Origin of the sequence: Maricaulis sp. D1M11 (genome assembly GCF_047308265.1) — a bacterium.
GTDB lineage: Bacteria > Pseudomonadota > Alphaproteobacteria > Caulobacterales > Maricaulaceae > Maricaulis.
The window spans coordinates 178,961-204,560 of record NZ_JBKQWY010000003.1 but is presented as its reverse complement, the minus strand read 5'-3'; the positions used below and the strand labels follow the sequence as shown (position 1 = coordinate 204,560).

Genomic DNA, 25,600 nt, shown 5'->3' with positions numbered 1-25,600 from the left:
ATTATGCGTTGCCCTTTTTGCGGAAATCCTGACACACAGGTCAAAGACTCCCGTCCGGCGGAGGATGGCAATGCCATCCGCCGCCGTCGCCAGTGCCCCGGTTGCGCGGCCCGTTTCACCACGTTTGAACGGGTCCAGCTGCGTGAGCTCACCGTTGTCAAAAAGTCCGGTCGTCGGACACCGTTCAATCGGGAAAAGCTCAACCGGTCGATCCAGCTTTCCGTGCAAAAGCGCAATATCGAGACTGATCGTATCGAACAGATGATCTCGGGCATTGTTCGACAGCTTGAAAGCTCCGGTGAAACCGATGTGACGTCGGACCGGGTCGGTGAACTGGTGATGGAAGCGCTCAAGGAGCTCGATTCCGTGGCCTATGTCCGCTACGCCTCGGTGTACAAGGACTTCCACCGGGTCGAGGATTTCCGGGAGTTCATCAAGGACGAACATCTCGGCGCCAAGAAGGGCGGGTCAGGCGAACCGTCAGCATGACGACGCCCGTGCGTCCGATCGTCACGCTAAAACTCGCGACATCTCTGGATGGAAAGATCGCGCTGGCCAATGGTCTGTCGAAATGGATCACCGGGCCGGACAGCCGGGCCGAGGTTCATCGTCTGCGCGCCGCTCATGCCGCTATCCTGACGGGGGTCGGGACGATTCTGGCCGATGACCCCGAACTGACCGCACGCACCGACCCGGCACCCTCGGTCCAGCCCGATTTGATTGTGATGGACAGCACGCTGCGATGCCCGCTCGATGCCCGGATTGTCGAGACGACAGACCGGCGGCGGGTGACGCTCGTGAACGCCGACACGCCGGGTGCGCCCCTTGATCGTGATCGGGTCAGGGCCTTTGTGGACAAACACGTGCAGATGAGACGAGTGGCGGCTGTTGGTGGGCGTCCCGATCTGGCAGCTGCCATGGATGAATATGCCAGTGTGATGATCGAAGCGGGCGCACAGATCGCGGCCTCTGCCTTGCGCTCAGGGCTGGTCGATCGCATTGAATGGTTCCGTGCGCCGGTCATTCTGGGGGGCGACGGATTGTCCGTGCTGGCAGGTCTGGGCCTTGAGAGTCTCGATCGCGCGCCCATGTTCACTCGCACAGCCGTCACTGAAAGAGGGGCGGACATCCAGGAAAGCTATCAACGGGTTCGCTGATGTTTACAGGCATTGTATCCGACAAGGGCCGTATCCGGTCCATTTCAGGTGACGCGGTCAAGCGCTTCGAGATCGAGGCCGGCTATGACGCGTCCGGCATTGAGCTCGGCGCGTCCATCGCCCATGCGGGCGCCTGCCTGACGGTTGTCGAAAAGGGCGATCACGGGCAAGGCTGCTGGTTTGCCGTCGAGGTGTCACCGGAAACCCTGCGCCTGACGACGCTGGGCGACTGGGCCGAAGGGGATGCGGTCAATCTGGAACGCGCCCTGGCCATGGGAGATGAGCTGGGTGGACACCTCGTCACCGGTCATGTGGACGGGCTGGGCGAGGTGGTGGAGCGCCGTGATGAAGGCGAATGGATCGTGTTCACCGTCCGGCCACCAAGCGAACTCAATAAATTCATTGCCAAAAAGGGCTCGATCACAGTTGATGGCGTGTCTTTGACGGTCAATGCTGTCACCGCAAACACGTTTGATTTGATGATTATTCCACACACGGCGGAGGTGACGACCCTGGGCGAATTGCAGGCCGGAGCGCGCGTAAACCTTGAGATTGACCTCATGGCGCGCTACGCCGCACGACTTGCAGAGTTTGCGGAGGCTGGACATGAGTGATCTTCCCCTGTCCCCTATCGAAGACATTATTGAAGACGCGCGAAATGGTCGGATGTTTATCCTGGTCGATGCGGAGGATCGGGAAAATGAGGGCGACCTTGTTATTCCGGGCAAGTTCGCGACACCCGATGCCATCAATTTCATGGCCAAGCACGGGCGTGGATTGATCTGTCTGGCGCTGACCGAAGAGCGCAGCCGCGATCTGGGTCTCGAATCCATGTCCAAGGACAATGGAACCCAGCATCAGACCGCCTTCACCGTGTCGATTGAGGCGCGCGAAGGCGTAACGACCGGGATTTCCGCTCATGACCGGGCGCGCACGATCGAGGTGGCGACGGATCCGGCACGCGGTGTGGATGACATCGTGACACCGGGCCATGTCTTCCCGCTGGTGGCGCGCGATGGTGGCGTGCTGGTTCGCGCGGGCCATACCGAGGCGTCGGTGGATGTGGCGCGTCTGGCCGGTGCCGGCGCATCGGGTGTGATCTGCGAGATCATGAATGAAGACGGCACAATGTCCCGTCTGCCGGATCTGATCGCCTTTGCTCAGCTGCACGGGCTGAAGATCGGGACGATCGAGGATCTGATCGCCTATCGGCGCAAGAATGACCGCTTCATCGAACGCCGCATGGAAAGCGATTTCGAAAGCGATTGGGGTGGGCCGTTCAAGCTGTATACCTTCCGCAATCGCCTCGACGGATCCGAGCATGTCGCTCTGGTCAAGGGCACGCCGAACCAGGACACGCCGACCCTGGTGCGTATGCACAAGGTCAGTTTTTTCGACGATGTTCTGCATCGCACGGGGCCGCGTGGTGATCTGGTGGAAGCGGGAATCCGGGCCCTGGCGGCGTCGGATGAACCCGGTGTGATGGTCTTTATCCGAGAGACCAGCCAGTCGGCGATCGAGGAACGTCTGGGCGCACGACCGCGCCTGGCCGAAGGCGAGCGCGAAGCGCGACGTCTTCGTGAATATGGTGTCGGGGCGCAGATTTTGCTGGACCTGGGGGTGCGCGAGATGGTCTTGCTCACCACAACACCGCAAACCATTGTGGGCCTGGAAGGCTATGGGCTCAGCGTTCGTGACGAACGCCTCTTTCCGGAGACTTGATATGGCGCAAACGCGCGTGCTGCTGATCGCGGCAGATTTTTATGATGACCTCGCTGCGGCGATGATCGAGGGCGCGAGCGCCTGGCTGGACGAACAGGGTGTGGCGCACGAGACCGTGCGTGTTCCCGGAGCGCTGGAGATCCCTGGCGCGATTGTCCAGGCCGAGCTGGGCGAGGCCGGATTTGACGGTTATGTCGCTCTGGGCTGTGTGATCCGCGGTGAGACCACTCATTATGACTATGTGTGCGGTGAAAGCGCCCGCGGGCTCATGGAGCTCAGCCTGGCCGGTGTCGCTGTAGGCAATGGTATCCTGACGACCGAGAACCGTGACCAGGCCTGGGTCCGTGCGAAGGACAAGAACAAGGGCAAGGATGCAGCGCAAGCCTGCCTGTCCATCATCAATTTGCGCAAACGGTTCGAGGGCGAGGCATGAGCAATCCCACCGAGGACCGTGCGCGCCTGCGCCGCGCTGCCCGGCTAGCCGCTGTCCAGGCGCTCTATCAGATGGAAATTTCCGGTCGCGGCGCCAAATCCGTGATCAGTGAGTTTCGCGATCACCGTTTTGGAGATGCCGCGGAAGAGGTCCAGGCCGGTAGCGAATACATCGAAGCCGATGAGGACTTCTTCGAAAACCTTGTGGCCGGCGTGGTGGAGAAACAGTCGGTGGTCGATCCCGCTGTCAATGATCTCCTGTCGGATGGCTGGCGCATGGAACGGCTGGATGCGACGGTGCGGGCCATCCTGCGCTGCGCCGGGTTCGAGCTCTTTCATCGCAAGGATGTGCCGGCCAAGGTCGTCATCAATGAGTATGTCGACATCGCCAACGCCTTCTTTGAAGGGTCTGAACCCAAATTCGTCAATGCTGCGCTCGACAAGTGTGCGCGCCAGGCGCGTCAAGACGAGTTCTAGGGGCGTGAATGTCGGGCGAGTTTTCTTTCATTCGCTCGCACCTGGCGCCTTTGAGCGCCGGCTTTCCCGGTGCGCTCACACTCACCGATGATGCTGCCATTTTGCCCGGACCGTCCGGGCTGGATTATGTGATCGCCTCGGACATGCTGGTTGAGGAGGTGCATTTTCACGCCGATACGCCGCCCGAAATCATCGCCGCGCGCGCTCTGGGCACAAATCTGTCGGACCTGGCGGCCATGGGCGCCGAGCCCGTGGCCTGGTTGTCCAGCTTGGCACTGGGCGAGGCCTGTGACACAGCGTGGCAAGGTGCGTTTGCATCGGCCTGCCAGGATATCCAGCACGAACACGGCCTTCATCTGATTGGCGGCGATACGACACGGACGCCAGGTCCGCTCACGGTTTCGCTGACCCTGATCGGGCAGATGCCCCAGGGCACAGCGATCACCCGGTCGGGTGGTCAGGTGGGAGACGAAGTCTGGGTGAGCGGTGAGCTGGGCGAGGGGGTTTTGGGGCGTATCGCGTACGAAACTCACGGGGTTGGCAGCGCCCCCAACCGTTTCACACATCCCACGGCGCGTCTGTCGCTTGGCCAGGCCCTGCGGGGGATCGCCACGGCGCTGATCGATATCTCCGATGGTCTGGTGGCCGATCTGGATCATCTCGCCCGGGCCAGCGGCGTAGCTCTTGATATCGGTGCAGAACTTGTCCCCCTGAGCGAAACAGGGCGGAGCGAGGCCGGTGAGCCGGACACAAGACCCTGGCGGCGTCTGGTGTGTGGCGGGGATGATTACGAATTAGCGTTTCTGGCACCGGTTGATCATCGCGAAGCGATCATGGCGATCTCCGCTGCGCTGGATGTGCGCCTCACTCCCATCGGTCAGGCCCGAACAGGCCAGGGCGTGCGTGTCCACAATGCGGCCGGACATTTGATTAAATTTGAAACAACCGGTTTCACCCACTTTTGAACCGTCTCTGTCAGTATGCCTCCCAGACAAGAGAGGCCCGGCATGAACACCGCCCCGCAAACGCTGACGACACTGAACGCCATTCTGCACGCCCTGGGGGCTGGCTTGGCGGCACTGATGATTCTCGTCTCAGCGCCGGCCCACGCCGCCGGTGGGGGCGGAGATGAAGACAAACCCTCCGAGGGCGGGGTAAGCAATCGCTTCCTGGCAGGTTTCACCCTTGAGAGCGGAGATGAAGACGAGGAGGATGATGGTCATCCCGGCGAGCTGGATGCGGACCATCCCCGTGTCGTGGAGATGCCGGCCATGGTTGTTCCGCTTGTCTCGCAAAACCGTTTGCAGGGCTATGCGTTTGTGCGCGTGCGAATTCGCATCGCGGAAGGGTCAAGCGTATGGGAAATCAGAGAAAACCAGCACCGCGCACTTCATGTATTGGTGCAGGCTTCGCACCGGCACACATTGTCTCTGGATGACGGTTCGGCTGTGAATCACGTGCATGCCGCAGAGGTTCTGCGCGATGCGCTAAATGAATACTACGGATCTGAAAGAGTAGATGCCGTCTCCGTCTATGGTAATGACCGGAGCCTGATCCTGGGCTGAAACAGGATTTATTCCACAGGCTGTTTTATTCGCTTGTTGCGCCGCGATACTCCCTTGTGCATAGTTTTTCGTGCCTTCGGGGAGGGGCGTATAATATGAAATCACAGGGTCAACCGACCGCACCCCTTCCTGTCACTACGTGATCCGGCGCAACGACGACGGATCGCTCACAAAACAGAGAAAACGGGGCGGAATTCCATGAACATGATCATTTTGGCGATCGCGGCTGCCGTGCTTGCCATATTGTACGGGGTCGTACAGACCCGTCGCCTGCTCGGCATGAATGCCGGATCGGAGAAAATGCAGGAGATTGCGTCGGCGATCCAGGAGGGGGCCAACGCCTATCTGCGACGCCAGTATACGACCATCGCCATTGTCGGGGTGGTCGTTTTTATTGCGACCTTCCTCTTGCTGGGCTGGCAGGTAGCCATCGGGTTTGCCATCGGCGCCATCCTGTCGGGCCTTGCGGGGTTCACGGGCATGCTGATTTCCGTGCGCGCCAATGTTCGCACCACACAGGCGGCCAGTGAAAGCCTGGGCGCGGGTCTCGCCGTGGCGTTCAATTCCGGAGCCATTACGGGCATGCTGGTTGCAGGTTTCGCTCTGCTGGGTGTGGCCGGTTATTTCGGCCTGCTGACAGCGGGCATGGGTCTGGATGCGACCGATCGTGTGGTGATCAACGCGCTCGTGGCTCTGGGTTTCGGGGCCTCCCTGATTTCCATCTTCGCGCGTCTGGGTGGGGGTATCTTCACCAAGGGTGCGGATGTCGGCGGTGATATGGTCGGCAAGATCGAGGCCGGTATCCCCGAGGATGATCCACGCAATGCGGCGACGATCGCGGACAATGTCGGCGATAATGTCGGTGACTGTGCCGGCATGGCGGCAGACCTCTTCGAGACCTATGCCGTGACGGTGGTCGCGACGATGGTTCTGGGCTCCATCTTTTTTGTGGGCGCGGACAGCATCGCCATGATGACCTATCCACTCGCAATCGCGGCGGTGTGTATTGTCACCTCGATTATCGGGACGTTTTTCGTCCGTCTGGGCAAGAGCAATAACGTCATGGGCGCGCTCTACAAGGGTCTGATCGTGGCGGGCGTGCTCTCGGTTGCGGGGCTTTACGGCATTACACATTTCACCATCGGCATGGGCGTCGTGGGTGAAACGGGTCTGACGGGCATGAGCCTGTTCTATTCAGGACTTGTGGGTCTTGTCGTGACCGCAGCGATCATCTGGGTGACGGAATACTATACCGGGACTGATTATCGCCCGGTGAAATCCGTCGCGCGAGCATCAGAGTCCGGGCATGGCACGAATGTGATCCAGGGTCTGGCCGTGTCGCTGGAGTCGACGGCCCTGCCGGCGCTGATCATTATTTTCGGCATTCTCTCTACCTATAATCTGGCGGGTTTGTATGGCGTTGCCATCTCCGTGACCACCATGCTGGCGCTGGCAGGCATGATCGTGGCGCTCGATGCCTTCGGTCCGGTCACCGATAATGCGGGTGGTATTGCTGAAATGGCCGGTCTGGACGAGAGCGTGCGGGATACCACCGATACGCTCGACGCCGTGGGCAATACGACCAAGGCTGTGACCAAGGGCTATGCCATCGGTTCCGCGGGTCTTGGGGCATTGGTGCTCTTTGCCGCATACACGACCGATGTTGAGCACTTGCTCCATATCGAGCCGGACTTCTCGCTGGAAAATCCCTATGTCATCGTGGGGCTCTTGTTCGGCGGTCTCCTGCCCAACCTCTTTGGCGGCATGTCGATGATGGCCGTGGGCCGGGCTGCCACCGAAGTGGTCGCCGAGGTGCGTCGCCAGTTCAAGGAAATCCCGGGCATTATGGAGTTCAAGGCTAAGCCCGATTACGGTCAGGCCGTGGATATTCTGACCAAGGCTGCTATCCGCGAGATGATCGTGCCCTCGCTCCTGCCAGTGCTGTCGCCGATCGTGCTCTACGTCATCGTCGATCGTATTGCCGGTCAGGAACAGGCGCTTGCAGCGGTCGGGGCCATGCTGCTGGGTGTGATCGTCACGGGCCTGTTTGTCGCCATCTCCATGACCGTGGGTGGCGGAGCCTGGGACAATGCCAAGAAATACATCGAGGACGGCCATCATGGTGGCAAGGGATCAGAGGCGCACAAGGCCGCTGTGACCGGTGATACCGTGGGGGATCCCTACAAGGATACGTCCGGTCCTGCAGTGAACCCGATGATCAAGATCACCAATATCGTGGCGCTCTTGATGCTGGCGGTGCTGGAGCGTTTCGCCGGCTAGGCGAGGGCGTTTCATCCTGACATGAAAACCCCCGGAGTTTCGGCTCCGGGGGTTTTTGATTCTGTCTTGAAGGGCCGGATCAGTTGCGGCGCGGTCCGCCTGCACCGCCCGGCAGATTGTCTTCATCAGAGAACTGGTCAGTGGGCAGGCGGCCCACAGTGCCGATTAACTGTTCGAGGAAGGAGAGTTCGCGACCACGCGTCGGTGTCTCGCGGTCATTGTAGGCAACCACCCGGCCGTCCTCGAGCGAGTACTCGTTCACTTCGCTGACGACACCGTCTTCATTGAAGCTCACGGCAATAATGCGGCGGTCGCGCGTCACCGGACGCAGATAGGCCAAGCTCTCGCGGGTCGCGGAGATGTAATACCAGGTGTCGTCCTCAAATGTGCCACGCGTCGACGGATTGCCCAGCTGACGCACAACCGAGGCCCGTGTGTCTTCCATCGGGACGATGTTCGGCTCTTCGCCCACCGTATAGCGGTGACCGTGAGACCGAAGGGTCGGATTACAGGCCGAAACGCCGAGGGCGCAGGCAATCAGAACCAGAGACAGACGCAGACGCGGGGCCATGAAACACTCCTTGGGCTGAGAGATCAGCCTGAATACCTCTCTTGACCTACCCAAGTGGGCGCTTAGCTTCAAGCTCCAAGTGTTCGAAGAGATGATTTCAATGCTGCAATCCTGGTTCCGCAAGCCGCCGGAAAAAGCTTTCGCTCGTGATATTTATGACCAGCTGGTGCGCCAGGCCCGCTCGCCGGACCTCTATGAGCATGCCGGTATCCCCGATACGATCGAGGGGCGGTTCGAGGCCATCATCCTGCATGCCAGCCTGGTTTTCCATCGGCTGCGGGCGCTGGGTGAGCGCGCAGATGTGTTGAGGCAGTCCGTGTTCGACACCATGTTTGACGATTTTGACGCGGCGATGCGCGAGCTGGGCGTGGGTGATTCCGGTGTCGGAAAGAAGATCCGGTTTATGGCCGAAGGCTTCTACGGACGCGCGCAAGTCTATGTGGATGCTATCCAGGGTGAGGATGATGCCGCGTTGAACCAAGCCCTGGCCCGCAATGTTCTGGGAGGAGATACACCGGCTGCAGAGGCGGTTCCGCTTGCCCTATACGTAAAGCGCTACAGTGAATTCCTTGAAAATCAAGATGATGAGGCTTTGCTCACGGGTGAACTCGCGGCCATGCCGACCCAGCTCTGACCGTCCTCTCTGCTTGCATCTGGCCCTTCATCGGCTAATGTCCGCCCGCATCCAGCGGCCCGGCGGCCGCGCGAAGAGGACCTGCGGCACAATTCATGACAGGTATTCCCACGATTTCAGTCGACGCCATGGGCGGGGATCTCGGCCCCCGTGCGGTTGTCGAGGGTATCCAGAATTCATTCCGGCGCTGGCCGGATCGCCAGGCGCGCTATCTGATCCACGGTGATGAGACACTGCTCCAGCCCTTGCTGGACGAGTTTCCCGATGTCGCGGCGGTCAGTGAGCTGCGCCACACCGACAGCCTCGTTCAGATGACGGATAAGCCGTCCGAAGCCGTGCGTCGTTCGCGCGGCTCGTCCATGTGGAATGCCATTCAGTGCGTCAAATCCGGTGAGGCCGATGCGATCGTGTCCTCGGGTAATACCGGCGCCCTGATGGCGATCTCCAAAGTCATCCTGCGCATGAAAAAGGGCGTGCACCGTCCGGCAATCTCCGCCAACTGGCCCACGCCCAAAGGGCACACAGTGGTGCTGGATGTCGGGGCGAATGTGGAGTGCAGCGCAACCCAGCTCGTAGAGTTCGCCATTCTGGGTGAAGCCTATCACCGGGCCGTGTTCGGCGGGCAGAACCCCAAAGTGGGGCTGTTGAATGTCGGCCAGGAAGAGCTCAAGGGCAATGATACAGTCCGCGAGGCCGACGGCCTGATCCGCAATACGGGTCTGGAGATCAATTATACCGGTTTTATAGAGGGTAATGACATCTCTGCTGGTGAGATCGATGTGGTCGTCACAGACGGTTTCACCGGTAATGTCGCCCTGAAAACGGCAGAGGGCACGGCCCGTCTCGTCGCCGGCTGGGTCCGTGAGGCGCTGACTAGTTCGGTCATTGCTAAGCTGGCCGCCGGACTATTGTCGATGGGCGCGCTGGACAAGCTGCGCCAGCGCATGGACCCGCGCTATATCAATGGGGGCGTCTTCCTGGGATTGAAGGGCATTGTGGTGAAAAGCCATGGCGGGGCAGATGGTGAAGGTTTCGCCTCGGCCCTGGGACTGGCCATCACGATGGGACAGAGCGACTTCCTCGATGAGATTCGTCGCAATCTCGACCGCATGGCCGAGCTGACTGCACATAATGAGGCCGAGGCCCCACAAGAGGAGGCGACGGCCTCCTGACGGGCTCGCCGCTGCGTGTACACATGAGTGAATTTCGCACCCGTTTTGCCGGGATCGGGGCCTGTCTGCCCGACCGCATTCTCACCAATGACGAATTGTCCAGCATGGTAGATACCAGTGATTCCTGGATCCGCGAGCGCACCGGTATTCGTCAGCGCCATCTGGCGGCTGAGGGTGAAACCACGTCCGATCTGGCCGAACGGGCCGCTCGGCGGGCGCTCGATCAGGCCGGTCTGACCCCCGATGATGTCGATCTGATTATTGTCGCGACCACGACGCCCGATTTCACCTTCCCGTCGGTTGCCAGCATGATCCAGGGCCGTCTGGGTATCACACGCGGCGCGGCCTTTGATGTTCAGGCTGTGTGTACCGGCTTTATCTACGCGCTCACTACGGCGGATAACTTCCTGGCGCGTGGCCAGGCCAAGTGCGCGCTGGTGATCGGTGCTGAAACCATGTCGCGTATTCTCGACTGGACGGACCGGACCACCTGCGTACTGTTTGGTGATGGTGCCGGGGCCATGGTGTTGACGGCCGAGCCGCCGGCTGATGAGGGCATTGAGGATCGGGGCGTTCTGGCGACCTATCTGCGGTCGGATGGGCGCTACAAAGATCTTCTTCACGTTGATGGCGGCCCGTCCTCTACCGGGACTGTGGGACATTTGCGCATGGCGGGTAATCAGGTTTTCCGCCATGCCGTCACCAATATCGCCGAATCAATGAGTACACTGGCGACACAGGCCGGCGTCGATATTGCCGATATCAACTGGTTCGTTCCGCACCAGGCCAATCAGCGCATTCTTGAAGGTGTGGCCCGCAAACTTTCGATTCCGACCGAGAAAGTCATCTCCACGGTGGCTGATCACGGCAATACGTCTGCGGCCTCCGTGCCCTTGGCCTTTGACCGGGCGATGCAGGACGGGCGGATCAAGTCTGGCGATCTGGTCCTCATGGAAGCGCTCGGTGGCGGCTTTACCTGGGGTGCTGCACTGCTGCGTGTCTAGAGTGCGGCCCGTCTTTGCCCTCATGAGTTGAAGAAGGCGAGTTTTCTGCTGCAATCCAACGTCTTGGCGTTGACGACATCCCGGGGGGCGCGTAGCCTCATCTTGTCATTCGGGGGAATGCAATGTCAGAGAAAACATTGACTCGGGCCGATCTGGCCGAGGCCGTCTACAAAGAAGTGGGACTGTCCCGGCAGGAATCAGCCGACCTGGTCCAGTCTGTCCTGGGGATGATGGCAGACACATTGGCCGAAGGTGAGTCCGTCAAACTCTCCTCTTTTGGATCCTTCCTTCTGCGCGACAAGCGCAGTCGTGTGGGGCGTAATCCGAAAACCGGAGTGGAAGTTCCGATCGAAGCCCGGCGTGTTCTGGTCTTCAAACCGTCGCAAGTTCTCAAGGAGCGCGTCGACTCGGCCTTGTCGAAAGACTAGGGGGAAGGTCGCAGACTGACGCGATTATCGCATGTCGGTCCGTGAAAAATCGCCAGATGCCTTTCGTACCATCAGTGAGGCCGCCGAGGCCCTTGATGTACCCGCTCATGTATTGCGTTTTTGGGAAAGCAAATTTCCCCAGATCAGTCCGCTGAAGCGGGCAGGCGGACGCCGTTTCTATCGGCCCCAGGATCTTGATCTTCTCAGGGGGATCAAGCGATTGCTCTATGAAGATGGGTATACCATCAAGGGCGCACGCAAATTCATCAAGGAACAGGGTGTGGCCCAGGTCGTGGAGATCGGTCGCGGCGCGCCGCTGGATGCGGATACACCCGCAGCCGAACCCGGAGCCAATCCCGCGACACTCAAGACCCAGCCGCGTGCCGTGGATCTCAACGATCTGGAGGCGCCGGCCTCTTCCGCGCCGTCCACAGCACCTGTTGCGCCGGGACAGCCGGGGCGGGATATCCAGGATATTCTGGCGGATCTGGAACACGCCCGAGCCCGGTTGCGCGGTGCCCTGGAGCCTGACAACTAGACCCCGCCCGACAACTAGACCCCGACTGCAAGTGACGGCCCGAGTACTGAACTCGCGCTTGCGAGGCGTCACGGGCTTGCCTATAAGCAATTTCCCCTAAGCGGGCTTGCCCGCTTGAAATACCAGTAAGTCGGAGCGTGGCGCAGCCCGGTTAGCGCACCGGTCTGGGGGACCGGGGGTCGCGAGTTCAAATCTCGCCGCTCCGACCATACTGTTTAGCAATTCTGTTCAGCATTCCAGTCTGTTTTGAAAGCGACCCAATCCTGGTCTACCTAAGAGGCACCTGTGCAAACAGGGTCTGGGCGTGGCCTGAATTGCACAATGGATCGGGACACTTATCCTGAAAGCGTTGCCTTCATAATCTCCTTGATGCTCCGGTCCTGGTCGTCCAGCTCATCGGGATCAGGGGATTTGCCCTGGCTGATCATCATCTTGGCCGCCATGAAGCTGGCCGGGTCATTGACCGCATCTGCTGCAACAAGGCGCGGGCCCGCATAATGGAACAGGGCGAAACGTTCTGCATCCAGCGAGCCGCGAATGATCGTGCGGTCCACATCGAAAATGAGGCCGGCCGTCTGGATCTTGAGGTCGAACTGATCGGACCAAAACCAGGGCAGTTCGGCTTTTGGTGCGGGCCGTCCCGTCAGAGCCGCGGCAGCATGCTTGGCCTGTTCCAAGGCGTTGGGCACGGATTCCAAGCGCAACTCACGGTCATAAAACACGTTATGCTGTCGGGTGCAGTCGCCGATCGCCAATACATCGAGATCAGACGTCTGACACCAGGCATTGATTTTGATGCCATTCTCAACATCCAGACCGGCTTGCTGGGCCAGTTCCTGATTGGGCAAAATGCCGATCCCGACCAGAACCGTGTCACATTCAATCTTGCGACCATCGGCCAGTTTGACACCCTTGGCCGCACCGAACAGACCGGTGATCTCGGCAACCTGGCTGTCGAGCAGGATATCGACCCCGCGCTTTTCATGGGCCTGGCGAACAAATTCGGACAATTCCGGCGTTGCGACCCGGGCCAGCAAACGGTCCATGGCCTCGATAACAACCGGTTGCGCGCCGAGTTTTTTCGCAACCGCAGCGGCCTCCAGACCAATATATCCACCCCCGATAATCGCGATTCGCTTGCCCGGGGTGATGGCGGCCTTGAGGCGGTCCACATCGGCGATATTGCGCAGATAGAGAACACCATCCTTGTCAGCACCGGGCACCGGCAGGGGGCGGACCCGTGAGCCGGTTGCAATGACCAGACGGTCATAACTCTCGGAATCACCCTCGGCGAATGTGACTCTTTTACTCGTCCGCTCAATAGCGGTCGCGGCCTGGCCAAGGCGCAGTTCGACTTTCTGCTCGGCCCAGGTTTCCAGGCTTTGCACCCACAGACGGTCGGCATCGATCTCGCCGGAGAGATAAGCCTTGGAGAGTGGCGGGCGCTGGTAAGGCGGATGGTCTTCCTCGCCCGCCAGAATCAACCGGCCATCAAAGCCGTTCTGGCGCAGGCTTGCGGCACATTGCCCGGCTGCCTGTCCCGCGCCCAGGATCAGGACCGTATCGTCTGTGTTGAGCGGGGTGAGGGGCGATGTCTCGTCCGTCATGTCGACCTCCCGTATCGTGTGTTCTTTGCGTCCAGACTGGCACGGCCTGGCGGTCGAGGTGAAGCGGTTTTGATGCGGGTTTGCCTCTGGGTGGCAGTCTTGGTGCGACCGGCCGCCACACCGTGTCGCAGTCGCCATGGCTTGCGTCGGGCGGGAATTGCGCTAGTTAGCGGCCTCACCATGAGACATTCCAATCAAACTGACCGCTTCGTTGCCTATTGGCTCTTTATTGTTGCCGGATTTGTCTGCGCCATGATCCTCGTCGGCGGCGCGACCCGGCTGACCGATAGCGGTCTGTCGATCACCGAGTGGAAGCCGATATCCGGCGCCTTGCCGCCGCTCAGCCAGGACGCCTGGCAGGCGGATTTTGATCTCTATCGCCAAAGTTCCGAATATCAGCTGCAAAATCGCGGCATGACCCTGGATGAGTTCAAATTCATCTTCTGGTGGGAGTGGGGGCATCGCCAGCTCGGTCGGCTGATCGGCCTGGTGTATGGCGTGCCGCTCCTGATTTTCTGGCTGACCGGACGCATTTCCGGACGTCTCAAGCCGCGCCTTCTGGTGCTTCTGGCCCTGGGCGGGCTGCAGGGATTTATCGGATGGTGGATGGTGTCATCCGGTCTCGTGGATCGCACAGATGTCAGCCATTATCGACTGGCAACCCATCTGGGCATGGCCTTTGTGATCCTTGGCTTGTCGGTGTGGTATGGCATGGAAGCGCTGCACGGGCCGCCGCCAGTGCGCAAGGGACGCCTGTTGGGCTGGTCTCACGCTGTGTGGGCCGCCATTTTCGTGCAGATCCTGTTGGGGGCCCTGGTGGCCGGGCTTGATGCGGGCCTGATCTACAACACATGGCCGGGCATGAATGGCGAGGTGGTACCCAGTGCCTATTTCGGCAATTTGCCGTGGTGGCAGGCACCGTTCGAGAGCATTGCCGCTGTGCAGTATCACCACCGTCTGATGGCCTACGCCGTCACAATCCTGGTTGGTGTCTTCACTTGGAAGCTGTACAAGGAACCGCAGGCCGCGCTGAAACCCTTCATGATCGCCCTGCCGGTTGTCGTTCTGGGTCAGGTCGTGCTGGGCATCACCACATTGGTGCATGTTGCGCCGCTGAGCCTGTCCCTTTTGCATCAGGGCGGTGCGATCATCCTCTTCATCACGGCCGGGCTGGCCTGCTGGACAGCCCGGCGCGCGATCTGAGTTCGATCAGTTGGTCGGGCCTGTTTCGGGCGTCAAACCCTCGGCCTCCAGAATGCTGACCAGTGTGCTGCGCACAAAGGTGTCGCGTGCGATCACCTTGATGCGGTCGTCAGCGCGGTCATACACTGCGATCAGACCGGTGGAATAGGCGGTGAAGCCGTAGGAGGCATCCGTCGCGACCAGGGGACCGGCATTGCCCAGCCCCGGTGTCGACAAGCCGTCCATAATGGACACTTCGGCCAAGGGGGCCAGGGTGTCTGCATCCAGAACCTGGATATCGAAACTGTCTTCGGAGCCAGCCCGGGTCATCAACACAGCCGGGGTGCCGCCCATCTGCATGGTAGTCAGCTGGTGGCCATTGAAATCGCCTCGGGCAAGCTGTTCACCTTCGGTCGATGTCCGCGCGACGCCGTTTCCATCACCCAGGGTGTAGATATTGTCGTTCAATGTCGCGCAGCGACGGGCCGGGAAGGGCAAGGAGAGCGAGGACTGGATGTCGACACTCAGCAGCTGGTCGCCCGTGTCCCGCACCCGCACAATATCGGCCTGGGTTCCGGTGCTCAAGAGGACCAGATCGACAAAACCCGGTCCCTCGGACAAGAAACACAGGCCTGTATAGCGGGTCTCGCTGGCAATGGGGGTCAGAGGCAGCGGGAACATGTCTCCACGCTCACGCACAATCGCATAGCCGCTCAGCGTGCCGGTGGCCGGATCGACACCGAAGGCCAGGGGCAGGTCTTCGCCGCGCAGCTGGAAGCGCGGTGCGGTTGCCAGACCATTAAGCGCAGGTCCGGCCAGTTCGCCAATGCGCACGCCGTCGATGTCATACAGGTCCAGCCCGCCTTCCTGACGGGATGCGATGACATGGCCATAGGCTTCGACATCGAAATTTGGAAGGAAGGCCAGGGCGGAGATCCGCCCTGAGCTGGCTGAAAAGGCTGCGGTCACCGGAAGTTCGGCCACAGCCTCTTCGGTCTCACTGACAGGTTGTGGCCGGTCCGGCGCCTCTTCAGGCGCCGAACACGCAGCGACAAGCGCCAGGGCCGAGACTAGGCCGAGCGATTGGCCCAGGGACCGCGCACGGCGAAGGTACGGCCGGGGCGATTCTGGACACTGAAGAACAGGGTTGAACCATCGGGACTGAAACATGGACCACAAATCTCTCTTGTATCGCCGTTTTCATCGGCGTCAGCATTGCGACCGATGGTATACACTTCGCCCGCAGGCGTCACGCCGCGGATGTACTGGTCACGCGGTCCATCTTCCACCACGATGACATCGCCCCAGGGCGCGACACACAGATTGTCGCAATACTCCATGACTTCATCATTCTGGCTTTCCACGAACAGCTGGAGACGGCCCGGTTCGTCGGCTTCACCCGGCTGTCCTTCAAAGCGTGACGGGACATACCGCCAGACCTGGCCGATGCGCTCTGGGCCGCCATCCGTGCAGGTGAAATAGCATTCGCCATTGCCCCACCACAGACCTTCCCCACGGGTAAAGCGGGCCGCACCTGCCGCATGGCCGCGATCGGCCAGATCGGCATCGGGGGCCTCGACATTGTCGAGATCGACCCATTCCACTTCCACCCAGTCGCCCTGGCTCATATTGGAGGTCGTCCAGTTGGTGAGATCGACACCCGGCTGGCCTTTGACGACGAGGGCCTGCAGACGTCCGCCCCGGATCAGCTCCCCCGGCGCATCCGGCAGATAGCGATAGAAGAGGCACAGCTCGCGGCGGTCCTCGGTCTGATACACAGCGCCCGACGCCGGATCGACGGCAATCGCCTCGTGACGGAAGCGCCCCATCGCCTTGATCGGTTGCGGGACGATCAGGCCGGTGGCGGAGGCGGGAACTTCAAAACAATAGCCATGTTCGACCAGAGCGGTGGGGCCTGCATTGTCCTCGGTCTCCTCACACGTCACCCAGCTGCCCCAGGGCGTCGGGCCCCCGGCACAATTGTTCAGCGTGCCGGCGAGGGACATATAGCTCTGTTCAACCTGCAGGGTTTGTGGATTGACGATGAGATGGGTGGTTCCACCCAGATGCGGTTTGCCGTCCGCAGTCCAGTCAAAAATACGATCCCGATTGATGCGGTCGATACGCTCCATATTCGGGCCAAAGGCGGATTTCTCGACTTCATGGGATTTGAGTTCATGGTTACGCACCAGGGTGATGCGTCCATCCTCGCGCGGGAAGGCGGCCATGCCGTCCAGATCACCGGGGGTGATGAGGCCGTCATCCATCTCGTCACCGACCGTGGAGATCACCTCATAGGCGAAACCCGGCGGCAGATCGAACAGGCGATTGGGATCGGATTGCAGTGCGCCATAGCCTTCAACTTGGTTGAAATAGCCTTGCATGCCACCGCTCTGGCTGGCACGGGCGCAGCTGGTCAGGCCGGCAAAGGCGATGGATGTGGCAGCAGCATTCTGCAAAAACACTCGACGAGACAAGGACATGGACGATAGCTCCCAAAACTGGCGTGGCCCTCTCCATACAGGCACTTCACGACAGTGTTATAAAGTTACGCAGATGGATGGCAAGAGATGCGGTATCATATAACCGTATAGCTAGGTGTATAAAAACAGGAAGAAATTTCGACAGGTGCTTGACCAAAGTGAAATTCAGCCGTACATGGCGCGCTCACTTTATCGCCCGCACGGGCAATAGGCAGGATTCACATGAAGACTTATTCCGCAAAACCGGCGGACGTCGAACACAAATGGATTGTGATTGATGCAGAAGGCGCCGTTGTTGGCCGCCTGGCATCTTTCATCGCCATGCGTCTTCGCGGCAAGCACCGTCCGGACTTCACCCCGCATATCGACACCGGTGACCACGTCATTGTCATCAATGCCGAGAAAGTGGTTTTCACGGGCAATAAACGCGACGACAAGCGTTACTACCGTCACACGGGTCACCCGGGCGGTATCAAGGAAACCAGCCCGGCCAAGCTGCTGGACGGTCGTTTCCCTGAGCGTGTCATCGAGAACGCCGTCAAGCGCATGCTGCCGAAAGAAAGCCCGCTGGCCCGCCAGCAGTTTTCCAAGCTGCGCGTCTATGCCGGTTCCGAGCACAAACACGAAGCCCAGCAGCCTGAAGTGATCGACTTCAAGGCGCTTAACCCCAAGAATTCGCGAGGCTGATCATGAGCGAACAAGCCCGCTCCCTTGAAGATATCAAGGACGTGATGTCCGAGGCCGGCGAGACGCCGATCTCTGAAGAGTCCACGGTTCCGACCGAGCCGGTGATCGACGAGCATGGCCGTGCTTACGCCACCGGCAAGCGTAAGAACGCTGTGGCCCGTGTGTGGATCAAGCGCGGTTCTGGCAAGATCACGGTCAACGGTCGTGACCAGGAAGTCTTTTTCGCCCGCCCGGTTCTGCGCATGCTGCTTCAGCAGCCGTTGGAAACTGTTGAGCGCGTGGACGAGTTTGACATCATCGCCACCGTCAAGGGCGGTGGTCTGTCCGGCCAGGCCGGTGCTGTGCGTCACGGCATCTCCAAGGCTCTGACCTATTTCGAGCCGGGCCTGCGTCCGGCTCTGAAAGCCGGTGGCTTCCTGACCCGCGACAGCCGCGTTGTGGAACGTAAGAAATACGGTAAGGCCAAGGCCCGCCGTTCCTTCCAGTTCTCCAAGCGTTAATCGCGCACCGATATTCGGTATTCAAGCGGGCGGCCCTTCGGGTCGCCCGTTTTTTATGGTCTGGACCGGGACTTAAGGATCGCGGTGAGTTCTTCCGCCAGCAGATCGAAGACCAGCCGGATCCGCCGACTGGTCTTGAGTTCCTGATGCGTGACCAGCCAGACGGGGACGTCGAGCGATTTGAGCTGATCCGGCAGGACGATTTCCAGCTCAGGATACAGGCCGGCGATATCATGGGTCAGCGGGGTGATGCCCAGCCCTTCCAGGACATAGGCCATGATGGCCGGGCCACGATTGGCACTGATCCGAAAACAATCCAGACCGATCTCAAATCCCATCTCCCGGAAATAGGGCAGGGCGTCTTCATTTCGGTCGAAGCCGATGAAGGGATAGGTCTTCAGGTCATCCGGACTGTCCGGTCGCCCCCATTCGTCGAGAAAGGCCTTGGAGGCATACAGCGCCCCTTTTGTCTCTCCAATGAGCTTGCAATAGAGATCGGACTGATCCGGTCGGGCATGACGAATGGCGATATCCGCCTCGCGTTTGCGCAAATCCCGGATTTCCGACGCTGCAACAATTTCGATGGAAATGTTGGGAGCTTGCTGCCGCAGTTTCCGAAGAATCTTGGGCAGAAACACCGCCGCCATGGTGTCGGTGGAGGTTATGGTGACCTGGCCATCCACGGTCGAGGCTTGTCCGGACGCTGTGAGTGAGATCCGGCTGGCCGCTTCACCCATGGCTCGGACATGTTCCAGCAATTCGATGCCCGACTGGGTCAGGTCCGTGGAGCGATGTCCGCGCTGGAACAGTGTGACACCCAGCTCGTCTTCCAGAGCGGTGATTTGACGGCTCAGGGTCGGCTGAGTCTGTCCTAGCGCGCGTGCGGCGCCGGACAGAGAGCCTTCTTCCGCGGTCGCCAGGAAGGCGCGGATATGGTTCCAGTCGAAATTGATAGCCTGCCAGTTCATGGATTTTTGTATATCAGAAATGGGTATATCAGCAATTTCTATAGTGCATGCGTATGTCTAGATAGGGCAGACATCAATTGGAGAGCCCGACATGGCGGCGTCAGCCCGTTTCTGGAACCGAATCGCGAACAAATATGCGGCGAGCCCGATCGCCGACGAAGCGGCGTATCAGCACAAGCTGGAGAAGACCCGAACCTATCTCACGCCAGACAGCCATGTGTTAGAACTGGGGTGTGGCACGGGATCCACAGCCCTTCTGCACGCGCCGCATGTGAAAGAGATCCGGGCGACAGATATTTCGCCGGCCATGATCGATATTGCCCAGGCCAAGGCGGCCGAGGCCGGAATCGAGAATGTGCATTTCGAAGTGTCGAGCCTGGAAGATCTCGATTGTGAGGGCGAAAGCCAGGATGTGGTTCTGACCCTCTCGCTGCTGCATCTGCTGGAGGATCGCCATGCGGCGCTGGAGGAGATCCGCCACTGGCTCAAACCGGGCGGTGTGTTTGTCTCTTCAACGGCCTGTGTCGGTGACAAGCTGTGGTTTATGTGGCCCTTCTTGAAGGTGGCCCGCCTGTTCGGCGCCGTCCCCATGGTCAAACTCTTCGGACGCACCCGCCTGGTGCGCGATATCGAGGCGGCGGGCTTTCAAATCGAATATGACTGGCGGCCAGACAAAGCTGTTGCGGTTTTCATTATTGCCCGACGTCCCTAAGTGAAGGGCATGTCCCAGCCCTTTACGCCCAGGAGCCACGATCTTGACGACTGAAGCCTCCCCCCGGTCACGCCAGGTCGATCTCGATCGTGGCTCCTCCTTTGCCTCCGAGCTTGAACGTGATGCTGAACATCGCGAAAAGGCGCGCTCGGCCAAACCCCTGCGCAGACTGATCCCTTACGTCCTGGCATATCCGGGGCTGATCATCGCCTTTGCCTTTTTCCTGATCGCGGCGTCGGCGCTGACCCTGGTCCTGCCGGCGGCGTTCCGTCTGGTCGTGGATTGCGGTTTTGGCGGCGCTTCTGGTGATGCCGTGTGTTCGGCCCTGCCGTCTGATGACGGGCTGGGCATCTATTTTATCATCGGTATGGGCGTCGCGGCCCTGCTCGGGCTGACCGCGGCCCTGCGGTTCTACTTCATCACGCGCCTGGGCGAACGGGTCGTGACGGATCTGCGTCGCGCCGTGTTTGATCACCTCATGTCACTGGATGTGACCTTTTACGAACACACCCGGACAGGCGAAGTACTTTCCCGCCTGACGACGGATACGACACTCATCCAGACCGTCGTCGGCTCGTCTGTCTCCGTGGCCTTGCGGACGGTCGCCACAACGGTCGGCGCCTTGGCCCTGATGGTGGTAGTGAACTGGCAATTGGCCGTAATGGTGCTGGCACTCGGGCCGGTCATTCTGGGGCCGATCCTGCTGTTCGGACGACGGGTCCAGCGCCTCTCGCGCACCTCGCAGGATACGCTGGCGGCCTCGTCTGCTCGCGCCAGTGAAAGCCTGCGCGGGATCCAGGCGGTCCAGGCCTTTACCCGGGAAGCCGATGAACGCGCGCGTTTTGCCGATGTGGCGGAGGAAACCTATCAGGTCGCGCTGCGCCGGATCCGGGTGCGCGCTGTGATGACCGCCGTGATCTTCGCCGTCATTCTGACCGGCCTGATTGCAGTCCTCTGGTATGGTGCCGTGCAGGTTCAAAGTGGCGCGATTACGCCCGGAGCCATGACGCAATTCGTCATGTATGCCTTTGTGGCCGTGTCCGGTGTCGGCATGCTGACGGAGACCTATGCCGAAGTCATGCGCGCGGCGGGCGCCACGGAGCGCTTGATGGAATTGCTCGCGGCCCGACCCGACATCCAGGCCCCGGTCCGGCCGACCCATTTCATCGCTCCGGTCGAGGGCGCGATCGCGTTCGAAGAGGTGGGGTTTGCCTATCCCTCGCGTCCAGAAAGTCCGGTGCTTCGCGATGTGAACCTTGCGATTGCGCCGGGGGAGACCGTGGCGCTGGTCGGCCCGTCCGGTGCGGGCAAGTCGACCCTGTTTCAGCTGATCCTGCGTTTTTATGATCCGCAAACCGGCCGGGTGACCCTCGATGGTGTGGATGTGCGCGACCTGGATATGCAGGATCTACGCAGCCAGATGGCCATTGTGCAGCAAAACGCGGTGCTCTTCTCGGGCACGGTTGCTGAGAATATCGGTTTTGGCCGCTCCGGTGCCAGCCGTGACGAGATCGAGGCCGCGGCCCGTGCGGCGCATGCCCATGATTTTATCATGGCGCTGCCGGAGGGTTATGACACGGAACTGGGTGAAAACGCCGAAACCCTGTCGGGAGGTCAGCGTCAGCGTCTGGCGATTGCCCGCGCCATATTGCGTGATGCCCCGGTCCTGTTGCTGGATGAGGCCACGAGTGCGCTGGACAGTGAAAGCGAACACTTGATCCAGGCCGCGGTGGAGGCGTTGAGCGCAGACCGGACCACGCTGGTTATCGCACACCGCCTGGCGACCATTCGCGATGCGGACCGCATCCTGGTCATGGAAGAGGGACAGATCGTCGACAGCGGTACGCATGAGGAGTTGCTGGCCCGTGGCGGTTTGTATGCTCGCTATATCGATCTGCAGTTTGGCGGACAGGAGTCGGAGCAGGCCTGAGCCTGCTCCGCCAGGGTGTGCCTGGGCCTATTCGGCCTCGACACGCTGATAAAACGACTGACGTCCCGTGATGTGGAATGTCATGGCGTGCGCGGTCCCATCGGCGTTTCGATGCAGTTCGAGCTCCGCCACGCCCTCACGCGGCATGAAGGCCGGGATCAGAAAGCGATGGGGGGCGACCGGGATCAGGGGAGAGCTCTCATCGGGGGACGAGGTGTAGATCCGCAGTTCTCCGTTCTGGACGATCAGGTTGAGGTCGGACTCAAAGATCCAGCGCACCATGTTGCGGCGATGTTCGAGCGGAAATGTATCAGAGACCCGATACCGGCCCTCATATCCGGCCAGGATGTCTGCCGGCACGGTGATCTCGGGAACCTCGACGCGGGCATTGATCGACCAGCCCATGGCGTCGGCGACCGCATTGCGGATCTCGACATAGATATCATCGCCATTGCTGCCATTGGTCAAAACGACAAGCCCATCACCCGTCGCCAGATGTCCCTCCATCCAGGCCTTGTAGGAATTATTGGCACCGCCATGGTGGAAGAAGAAGCTCTCGCCCGAGCCGTCCAGCCGGGGACCCAGACCATGTTCACTCGGAGCGACCGGGGTCATCATGTCGATCGCCAGATCCTGGGAGAGAAAATCATCATGTCCCTGATAGGCTTGGATCAATGTGCGGGTGAGCCGGGCCAGATCATGAGCGCTGACCCACAGACCTGACGCGGCGGTTTCGGGGAAGCTTTCATAACCGCGAACTCCGGCAGCGGGCTGACCGTCACGGCCATGGGCATAGGCGATATTGCCATAGTCTTCCGGCAGAGGCTGGGCGAAGGTCGAGCGATCCATCCCGAGCGGGGAGAACAGTACGTCATCGGCCAGGTCTGCGAAGGGTTCTCCGGCAATATCGGTGAGCACGAGCTGGGCCAGGGTATAACCGCCGCCGGAGTATTTGTATTGCGTGCCCGGAGCGAACAACAGGCTCAACGCATCATTTCCGGCCGCGCCCGTCCCGTTCAAGGTATCGAGCGTGGAAGGCAGGCTTTCACCCGGCTGGAAATCGCGAAATCCGTGCGTGTTGAACCCGGCCGTGTGCGAGAGGATCGTGCGCAGCGTGACAGTGTCCTCGTCATACGCGGCTTGGTCCGGCAGGGACCAGCTTTCAAGATAGCGGCTTACGGGGAGGTCCAGGTCCAGTTGGCCGTTCTCGGCCATGGCCAGTGCCAGGCTCGCCGTTGCCACCTTGCTGACCGAACCTGCGGAGAACACCGTATCGCCATCAACAGGCAGGGACTGACCCGCCCGGCGGGTGCCAAAACCCTGCACATAAACGATTTCACCGTCCTCAAGGATGGCGATCGCCACGCCGGGAACAGAGTGCTCGGCCATGCGTTCGGCCAGCGTCCAGGTCTGGGCTGTAGCGCCCACCTGCACCCTGTCCCGCAGCAAGGTGGTGAAGGTCTCGGGCTGGGCCAGGGCGGAATTCAGGCAAGGGGAGAGCGTCAGGCCCGTGCTAAGCAGCAGGCCAACAAGAAGATGTTGCATGATTATAGGTCCTTAGGGGGCTGAAGGAGAGGTTTGCAGAGGGGAGGCGCCACGCGCGATCAACCAGTCGACCATGGCGGTCTGGCCGTATCGGTCTGCCATGATAAGCGCGGACACATCCTCCATCTTACCCGAACGGGTACGGGCTGCGTTGATGAGGGCGGTTTCATCGTCCGGCACATACTGGTTGGGATCACTCCCGGCAGCCAGCAGTCGCAGGACAATCTCCTCCTGTCCCAAGTGTGAGGCGGCGATCAGCGGCGTTCCATTAAAGCGCACGGGCATATCAGGACGGGCACCTGCGGCCAGCAGGCGGTCGACCATGTCGATCTGGCCGGACCGCGCGGCCTGGATCAAGGCAGAACCGTCACGACCATTGGCACCGTTCGGATTGCGTCCATTTTCCAGAAGTCGCTCAAGTTCGGCCATGTCGCGAGCTCGAATAGCCTCGACGAAAGCTGTTGCATCGCGGCTTCCCTCGTTACCAAATACGCTGGACCGGGGGGTGTCCCGCCAGTGTTCTGGAACCGCATCCGCGCGCGGCAACACGGTGAGCGTGGTCACGACAAGACCGAGGGTCAGGGTGAGGCCCAGAATGCGGGTCCGCAATTGTTCTCGTCCATGCGGCAGGGTGAGCAGATCCAGACGCTGTTTTAGTGCGTGGCGATCGGGCAAAGCAGCGGGCGCCAGGCTGTGCCGGGCAGGGCGGGCCTGGTCGAGCAGGGCGTGGGCGAGGGTCATGGGCGCGGTCGTGCGCCGGGCCGCGATCTGGTCACAAATCTGTTCACGGATCGGATCGAGGTGACGGATCAGTGCCTTGAGCGGGAGGTTCCACCACATCGCCAAGTCCAGAATACGCAATGCCAGGACGACCCAGACATCGCCGCGCCGGATGTGTGCGATCTCGTGTTCCAGAATAGCCTGGCCGCGAGCGTCCAGTTCCAGATCCTGGGGCAGAAGGATGATGGGCCTGAAATAGCCGGCGGTCATGGGCCCTGCAATCTCGGGATGCCGGGCGAGGCGCACGGGATGAGAGAGTTTGATCTGCGGTCCGGGAATCAGCGGGTGTGCCTGACGGATCAGGGCGTTGAGGCTGATGAAATCCGTCGCCAGTGCCCATCCGCGTGTCAGAGCCCCCACCAGAACGAGGACCAGAGCGACCATCCCAAGGATTTCCAACACTGGGAGCAGCGCTGTTACACCACGGGTTTGCAGGACGTCGTTGTCGAGGGGCGTCGCCAGCGCTGGCGCGGCGGGCGTGAGGTTAGAGCTCGAAAGGCCAGGGGGCTTGGTCGTCACAGCCGGTTGATCAAGCGGCACAGCCAGGAGAAAGACCGGGATCACGATCAGCGTTGCTACGATGAACAGGCCCAGCACGTCTTGACGCAGGTGGATCCAGTGTCGGGGCAGGCGGGTATCCAGCACGCGCCAGACGACCAGAAATAGTCCACCGACCAGAGCGGACACAACACAGGAGAAAAACAGCGTGATCATGTCGGATCTCCCGACGGGTCAGACTTGGAGGCGGCTGTTTCGCGTTCGATTAGCAAGGCGCGCAGCTCGTCGATATCGTCCAGGCTCAGCTGGTTGTCCTCAACCAGGTGCTGGGCGAGTGATTTACTGGATCCGCCAAACAGGGTTCTCGCGATCTGTCCCAGCGCATCGGTTCGGGCACGCTGAGGGCTCAGAACCGGGCGGTAGATATGGGCGCGGCCTTCTTTGCGAAAGTCCAGATATCCCTTGTCGGCCATGATGCGCACCGTCGTGAGCACGGTGGTGTAGGCAAGATTGTAACGCGGGGACAGGGCATCGGTGAGCGCGCGGACGCTGGCTTCTCCAAGACGCCAGAGTTCGGTCATGATGCGTTGTTCCGCTTCGGTGAGGTTTTCAGTCTGGGGACGTGCCATCTATTAATTCCTTAGTTGAACAACAGATAGGACGGGCCTGGCTTATCTACTAATAAATTAGTTGTAATGTTTGGGGAAGCGTGGTCCCGGCCCGTGAGG

The 25,600-nt window shown here is 60.5% G+C and carries 27 protein-coding genes and 1 tRNA gene; 20 read left to right on the top strand and 8 right to left on the bottom strand.

Annotation, left to right across the window (positions count from 1 at the left end):
- Positions 1 to 3: 3 nt before the first annotated feature.
- The 9 genes from nrdR to RMQ97_RS07295 all read left to right on the top strand — a co-directional run bounded on the left by nrdR (position 4) and on the right by RMQ97_RS07295 (position 7,633).
- Positions 4 to 489: a transcriptional regulator NrdR gene (gene nrdR / locus RMQ97_RS07335; RefSeq protein WP_413660205.1), complete on the top strand. Its 486-nt coding sequence runs from the start codon at positions 4 to 6 to the stop codon at positions 487 to 489.
- Positions 486 to 1,157, top strand: coding sequence for a RibD family protein (locus RMQ97_RS07330; RefSeq protein WP_413660204.1), 672 nt, complete (start codon positions 486 to 488; stop codon positions 1,155 to 1,157). The genes nrdR and RMQ97_RS07330 overlap by 4 nt, the downstream gene beginning before the upstream one ends.
- A complete protein-coding gene (locus RMQ97_RS07325) occupies positions 1,157 to 1,771 on the top strand; it encodes a riboflavin synthase (protein WP_413660203.1) in 615 nt (204 codons plus the stop codon). Before RMQ97_RS07330 ends, RMQ97_RS07325 begins: the two co-directional genes overlap by 1 nt.
- Entirely contained in the window at positions 1,764 to 2,879 is a 1,116-nt protein-coding gene (ribB, locus tag RMQ97_RS07320) for a 3,4-dihydroxy-2-butanone-4-phosphate synthase (protein ID WP_413660202.1), read from the top strand. Before RMQ97_RS07325 ends, ribB begins: the two co-directional genes overlap by 8 nt.
- A 1-nt stretch (position 2,880) precedes the next feature.
- Positions 2,881 to 3,312 (top strand): 6,7-dimethyl-8-ribityllumazine synthase, encoded by a 432-nt coding sequence (gene ribH, locus RMQ97_RS07315; protein WP_413660201.1) that lies wholly within the window; start codon positions 2,881 to 2,883, stop codon positions 3,310 to 3,312.
- Positions 3,309 to 3,788: a transcription antitermination factor NusB gene (nusB, locus tag RMQ97_RS07310; protein WP_413660200.1), complete on the top strand. Its 480-nt coding sequence runs from the start codon at positions 3,309 to 3,311 to the stop codon at positions 3,786 to 3,788. The genes ribH and nusB overlap by 4 nt, the downstream gene beginning before the upstream one ends.
- 8 nt (positions 3,789 to 3,796) lie before the next feature.
- Positions 3,797 to 4,753, top strand: coding sequence for a thiamine-phosphate kinase (gene thiL, locus RMQ97_RS07305; protein ID WP_413660199.1), 957 nt, complete (start codon positions 3,797 to 3,799; stop codon positions 4,751 to 4,753).
- 42 nt (positions 4,754 to 4,795) lie between these two features.
- On the top strand, positions 4,796 to 5,353 hold the full coding sequence (locus RMQ97_RS07300; protein WP_413660198.1) for a hypothetical protein: 558 nt from the start codon (positions 4,796 to 4,798) through the stop codon (positions 5,351 to 5,353).
- A 198-nt stretch (positions 5,354 to 5,551) separates the two neighbouring features.
- Positions 5,552 to 7,633 (top strand): sodium-translocating pyrophosphatase, encoded by a 2,082-nt coding sequence (locus RMQ97_RS07295; RefSeq protein WP_413660197.1) that lies wholly within the window; start codon positions 5,552 to 5,554, stop codon positions 7,631 to 7,633.
- Positions 7,634 to 7,712: 79 nt separating this feature from the next.
- Here RMQ97_RS07295 and RMQ97_RS07290 read toward each other — a convergent pair whose 3' ends face one another.
- Complete coding sequence (locus RMQ97_RS07290) at positions 7,713 to 8,204, bottom strand: outer membrane protein assembly factor BamE (RefSeq protein ID WP_413660196.1); 492 nt, start codon at positions 8,202 to 8,204, stop codon at positions 7,713 to 7,715.
- Positions 8,205 to 8,304: 100 nt separating this feature from the next.
- On the opposite strand from RMQ97_RS07290, the gene RMQ97_RS07285 reads away from it, so the two are divergent.
- The 6 genes from RMQ97_RS07285 (at position 8,305) to RMQ97_RS07260 (ending at position 12,189) form a co-directional block, all read left to right on the top strand.
- Positions 8,305 to 8,838, top strand: a complete 534-nt coding sequence (locus RMQ97_RS07285; RefSeq protein WP_413660195.1) for a ubiquinol-cytochrome C chaperone family protein — start codon at positions 8,305 to 8,307, stop codon at positions 8,836 to 8,838.
- Positions 8,839 to 8,933: 95 nt separating this feature from the next.
- The gene (gene plsX, locus RMQ97_RS07280) at positions 8,934 to 10,010 is read left to right on the top strand and encodes a phosphate acyltransferase PlsX (protein ID WP_413660194.1); all 1,077 of its coding nucleotides are present in this window, start codon (positions 8,934 to 8,936) and stop codon (positions 10,008 to 10,010) included.
- A 23-nt stretch (positions 10,011 to 10,033) separates the two neighbouring features.
- Entirely contained in the window at positions 10,034 to 11,014 is a 981-nt protein-coding gene (locus tag RMQ97_RS07275) for a beta-ketoacyl-ACP synthase III (RefSeq protein WP_413660193.1), read from the top strand.
- 122 nt (positions 11,015 to 11,136) lie between these two features.
- On the top strand, positions 11,137 to 11,442 hold the full coding sequence (locus RMQ97_RS07270; RefSeq protein ID WP_413660192.1) for an integration host factor subunit alpha: 306 nt from the start codon (positions 11,137 to 11,139) through the stop codon (positions 11,440 to 11,442).
- A 31-nt stretch (positions 11,443 to 11,473) separates the two neighbouring features.
- Positions 11,474 to 11,980: a MerR family transcriptional regulator gene (locus tag RMQ97_RS07265; protein WP_413660191.1), complete on the top strand. Its 507-nt coding sequence runs from the start codon at positions 11,474 to 11,476 to the stop codon at positions 11,978 to 11,980.
- A gap of 131 nt (positions 11,981 to 12,111) precedes the next feature.
- Positions 12,112 to 12,189: transfer RNA gene (locus tag RMQ97_RS07260), tRNA-Pro, on the top strand.
- Positions 12,190 to 12,315: 126 nt separating this feature from the next.
- On the opposite strand, the gene RMQ97_RS07255 is transcribed toward RMQ97_RS07260, so the two are convergent.
- Entirely contained in the window at positions 12,316 to 13,587 is a 1,272-nt protein-coding gene (locus RMQ97_RS07255; RefSeq protein ID WP_413660190.1) for an NAD(P)/FAD-dependent oxidoreductase, read from the bottom strand.
- A gap of 180 nt (positions 13,588 to 13,767) precedes the next feature.
- Between RMQ97_RS07255 and RMQ97_RS07250 the strand changes: the two genes are divergently transcribed.
- A complete protein-coding gene (locus tag RMQ97_RS07250; RefSeq protein WP_413660189.1) occupies positions 13,768 to 14,790 on the top strand; it encodes a COX15/CtaA family protein in 1,023 nt (340 codons plus the stop codon).
- Positions 14,791 to 14,796: 6 nt separating this feature from the next.
- Here the strand turns inward: RMQ97_RS07250 and RMQ97_RS07245 are convergent, their stop codons facing one another.
- Positions 14,797 to 15,753: a hypothetical protein gene (locus RMQ97_RS07245; RefSeq protein WP_413660188.1), complete on the bottom strand. Its 957-nt coding sequence runs from the start codon at positions 15,751 to 15,753 to the stop codon at positions 14,797 to 14,799.
- Positions 15,754 to 15,839: 86 nt separating this feature from the next.
- Positions 15,840 to 17,252, bottom strand: a complete 1,413-nt coding sequence (locus RMQ97_RS07240) for an alkaline phosphatase PhoX (RefSeq protein WP_413660187.1) — start codon at positions 17,250 to 17,252, stop codon at positions 15,840 to 15,842.
- A gap of 222 nt (positions 17,253 to 17,474) precedes the next feature.
- Here RMQ97_RS07240 and rplM point away from each other — a divergent pair, with 222 nt between their 5' ends.
- Positions 17,475 to 17,939, top strand: coding sequence for a 50S ribosomal protein L13 (gene rplM / locus RMQ97_RS07235; protein WP_413660186.1), 465 nt, complete (start codon positions 17,475 to 17,477; stop codon positions 17,937 to 17,939).
- A 2-nt stretch (positions 17,940 to 17,941) separates the two neighbouring features.
- On the top strand, positions 17,942 to 18,439 hold the full coding sequence (rpsI, locus tag RMQ97_RS07230) for a 30S ribosomal protein S9 (RefSeq protein ID WP_413660185.1): 498 nt from the start codon (positions 17,942 to 17,944) through the stop codon (positions 18,437 to 18,439).
- Between the two features lie 53 nt (positions 18,440 to 18,492).
- Here the strand turns inward: rpsI and RMQ97_RS07225 are convergent, their stop codons facing one another.
- Positions 18,493 to 19,407, bottom strand: a complete 915-nt coding sequence (locus RMQ97_RS07225; protein WP_413660184.1) for a LysR family transcriptional regulator — start codon at positions 19,405 to 19,407, stop codon at positions 18,493 to 18,495.
- Positions 19,408 to 19,498: 91 nt separating this feature from the next.
- On the opposite strand from RMQ97_RS07225, the gene RMQ97_RS07220 reads away from it, so the two are divergent.
- Both RMQ97_RS07220 and RMQ97_RS07215 read left to right on the top strand, forming a co-directional pair.
- The gene (locus tag RMQ97_RS07220) at positions 19,499 to 20,119 is read left to right on the top strand and encodes a class I SAM-dependent methyltransferase (protein WP_413660183.1); all 621 of its coding nucleotides are present in this window, start codon (positions 19,499 to 19,501) and stop codon (positions 20,117 to 20,119) included.
- A gap of 43 nt (positions 20,120 to 20,162) precedes the next feature.
- Complete coding sequence (locus RMQ97_RS07215; protein ID WP_413660182.1) at positions 20,163 to 22,049, top strand: ABC transporter transmembrane domain-containing protein; 1,887 nt, start codon at positions 20,163 to 20,165, stop codon at positions 22,047 to 22,049.
- Between the two features lie 27 nt (positions 22,050 to 22,076).
- On the opposite strand, the gene RMQ97_RS07210 is transcribed toward RMQ97_RS07215, so the two are convergent.
- The 3 genes from RMQ97_RS07210 to RMQ97_RS07200 are packed head-to-tail and all read right to left on the bottom strand — an operon-like array spanning position 22,077 to position 25,501.
- Positions 22,077 to 23,594 (bottom strand): serine hydrolase domain-containing protein, encoded by a 1,518-nt coding sequence (locus RMQ97_RS07210; RefSeq protein ID WP_413660181.1) that lies wholly within the window; start codon positions 23,592 to 23,594, stop codon positions 22,077 to 22,079.
- 12 nt (positions 23,595 to 23,606) lie between these two features.
- Complete coding sequence (locus RMQ97_RS07205; protein WP_413660180.1) at positions 23,607 to 25,088, bottom strand: ankyrin repeat domain-containing protein; 1,482 nt, start codon at positions 25,086 to 25,088, stop codon at positions 23,607 to 23,609.
- Entirely contained in the window at positions 25,085 to 25,501 is a 417-nt protein-coding gene (locus tag RMQ97_RS07200; protein ID WP_413660179.1) for a BlaI/MecI/CopY family transcriptional regulator, read from the bottom strand. Before RMQ97_RS07200 ends, RMQ97_RS07205 begins: the two co-directional genes overlap by 4 nt.
- Positions 25,502 to 25,600: the final 99 nt, after the last annotated feature.

What these genes read in the sequence shown, in the direction of transcription:
- RMQ97_RS07325 (WP_413660203.1), top strand. Translation starts at nt 1,157, where the DNA reads ATGTTTACAGGCATTGTATCCGACAAGGGCCGTATCCGGTCCATTTCA.
- RMQ97_RS07285 (WP_413660195.1), top strand. Translation starts at nt 8,305, where the DNA reads ATGCTGCAATCCTGGTTCCGCAAGCCGCCGGAAAAAGCTTTCGCTCGT.
- RMQ97_RS07225 (WP_413660184.1), bottom strand. Translation starts at nt 19,407, where the DNA reads ATGAACTGGCAGGCTATCAATTTCGACTGGAACCATATCCGCGCCTTC.
- RMQ97_RS07295 (WP_413660197.1), top strand. Translation starts at nt 5,552, where the DNA reads ATGAACATGATCATTTTGGCGATCGCGGCTGCCGTGCTTGCCATATTG.
- RMQ97_RS07300 (WP_413660198.1), top strand. Translation starts at nt 4,796, where the DNA reads ATGAACACCGCCCCGCAAACGCTGACGACACTGAACGCCATTCTGCAC.
- ribH (WP_413660201.1), top strand. Translation starts at nt 2,881, where the DNA reads ATGGCGCAAACGCGCGTGCTGCTGATCGCGGCAGATTTTTATGATGAC.
- ribB (WP_413660202.1), top strand. Translation starts at nt 1,764, where the DNA reads ATGAGTGATCTTCCCCTGTCCCCTATCGAAGACATTATTGAAGACGCG.
- RMQ97_RS07250 (WP_413660189.1), top strand. Translation starts at nt 13,768, where the DNA reads ATGAGACATTCCAATCAAACTGACCGCTTCGTTGCCTATTGGCTCTTT.
- nusB (WP_413660200.1), top strand. Translation starts at nt 3,309, where the DNA reads ATGAGCAATCCCACCGAGGACCGTGCGCGCCTGCGCCGCGCTGCCCGG.
- RMQ97_RS07210 (WP_413660181.1), bottom strand. Translation starts at nt 23,594, where the DNA reads ATGCAACATCTTCTTGTTGGCCTGCTGCTTAGCACGGGCCTGACGCTC.
- RMQ97_RS07270 (WP_413660192.1), top strand. Translation starts at nt 11,137, where the DNA reads ATGTCAGAGAAAACATTGACTCGGGCCGATCTGGCCGAGGCCGTCTAC.
- RMQ97_RS07290 (WP_413660196.1), bottom strand. Translation starts at nt 8,204, where the DNA reads ATGGCCCCGCGTCTGCGTCTGTCTCTGGTTCTGATTGCCTGCGCCCTC.
- RMQ97_RS07200 (WP_413660179.1), bottom strand. Translation starts at nt 25,501, where the DNA reads ATGGCACGTCCCCAGACTGAAAACCTCACCGAAGCGGAACAACGCATC.
- RMQ97_RS07240 (WP_413660187.1), bottom strand. Translation starts at nt 17,252, where the DNA reads ATGTCCTTGTCTCGTCGAGTGTTTTTGCAGAATGCTGCTGCCACATCC.
- RMQ97_RS07220 (WP_413660183.1), top strand. Translation starts at nt 19,499, where the DNA reads ATGGCGGCGTCAGCCCGTTTCTGGAACCGAATCGCGAACAAATATGCG.
- RMQ97_RS07205 (WP_413660180.1), bottom strand. Translation starts at nt 25,088, where the DNA reads ATGATCACGCTGTTTTTCTCCTGTGTTGTGTCCGCTCTGGTCGGTGGA.
- RMQ97_RS07265 (WP_413660191.1), top strand. Translation starts at nt 11,474, where the DNA reads ATGTCGGTCCGTGAAAAATCGCCAGATGCCTTTCGTACCATCAGTGAG.
- nrdR (WP_413660205.1), top strand. Translation starts at nt 4, where the DNA reads ATGCGTTGCCCTTTTTGCGGAAATCCTGACACACAGGTCAAAGACTCC.
- plsX (WP_413660194.1), top strand. Translation starts at nt 8,934, where the DNA reads ATGACAGGTATTCCCACGATTTCAGTCGACGCCATGGGCGGGGATCTC.
- RMQ97_RS07255 (WP_413660190.1), bottom strand. Translation starts at nt 13,587, where the DNA reads ATGACGGACGAGACATCGCCCCTCACCCCGCTCAACACAGACGATACG.
- RMQ97_RS07275 (WP_413660193.1), top strand. Translation starts at nt 10,034, where the DNA reads ATGAGTGAATTTCGCACCCGTTTTGCCGGGATCGGGGCCTGTCTGCCC.
- thiL (WP_413660199.1), top strand. Translation starts at nt 3,797, where the DNA reads ATGTCGGGCGAGTTTTCTTTCATTCGCTCGCACCTGGCGCCTTTGAGC.
- rplM (WP_413660186.1), top strand. Translation starts at nt 17,475, where the DNA reads ATGAAGACTTATTCCGCAAAACCGGCGGACGTCGAACACAAATGGATT.
- rpsI (WP_413660185.1), top strand. Translation starts at nt 17,942, where the DNA reads ATGAGCGAACAAGCCCGCTCCCTTGAAGATATCAAGGACGTGATGTCC.
- RMQ97_RS07330 (WP_413660204.1), top strand. Translation starts at nt 486, where the DNA reads ATGACGACGCCCGTGCGTCCGATCGTCACGCTAAAACTCGCGACATCT.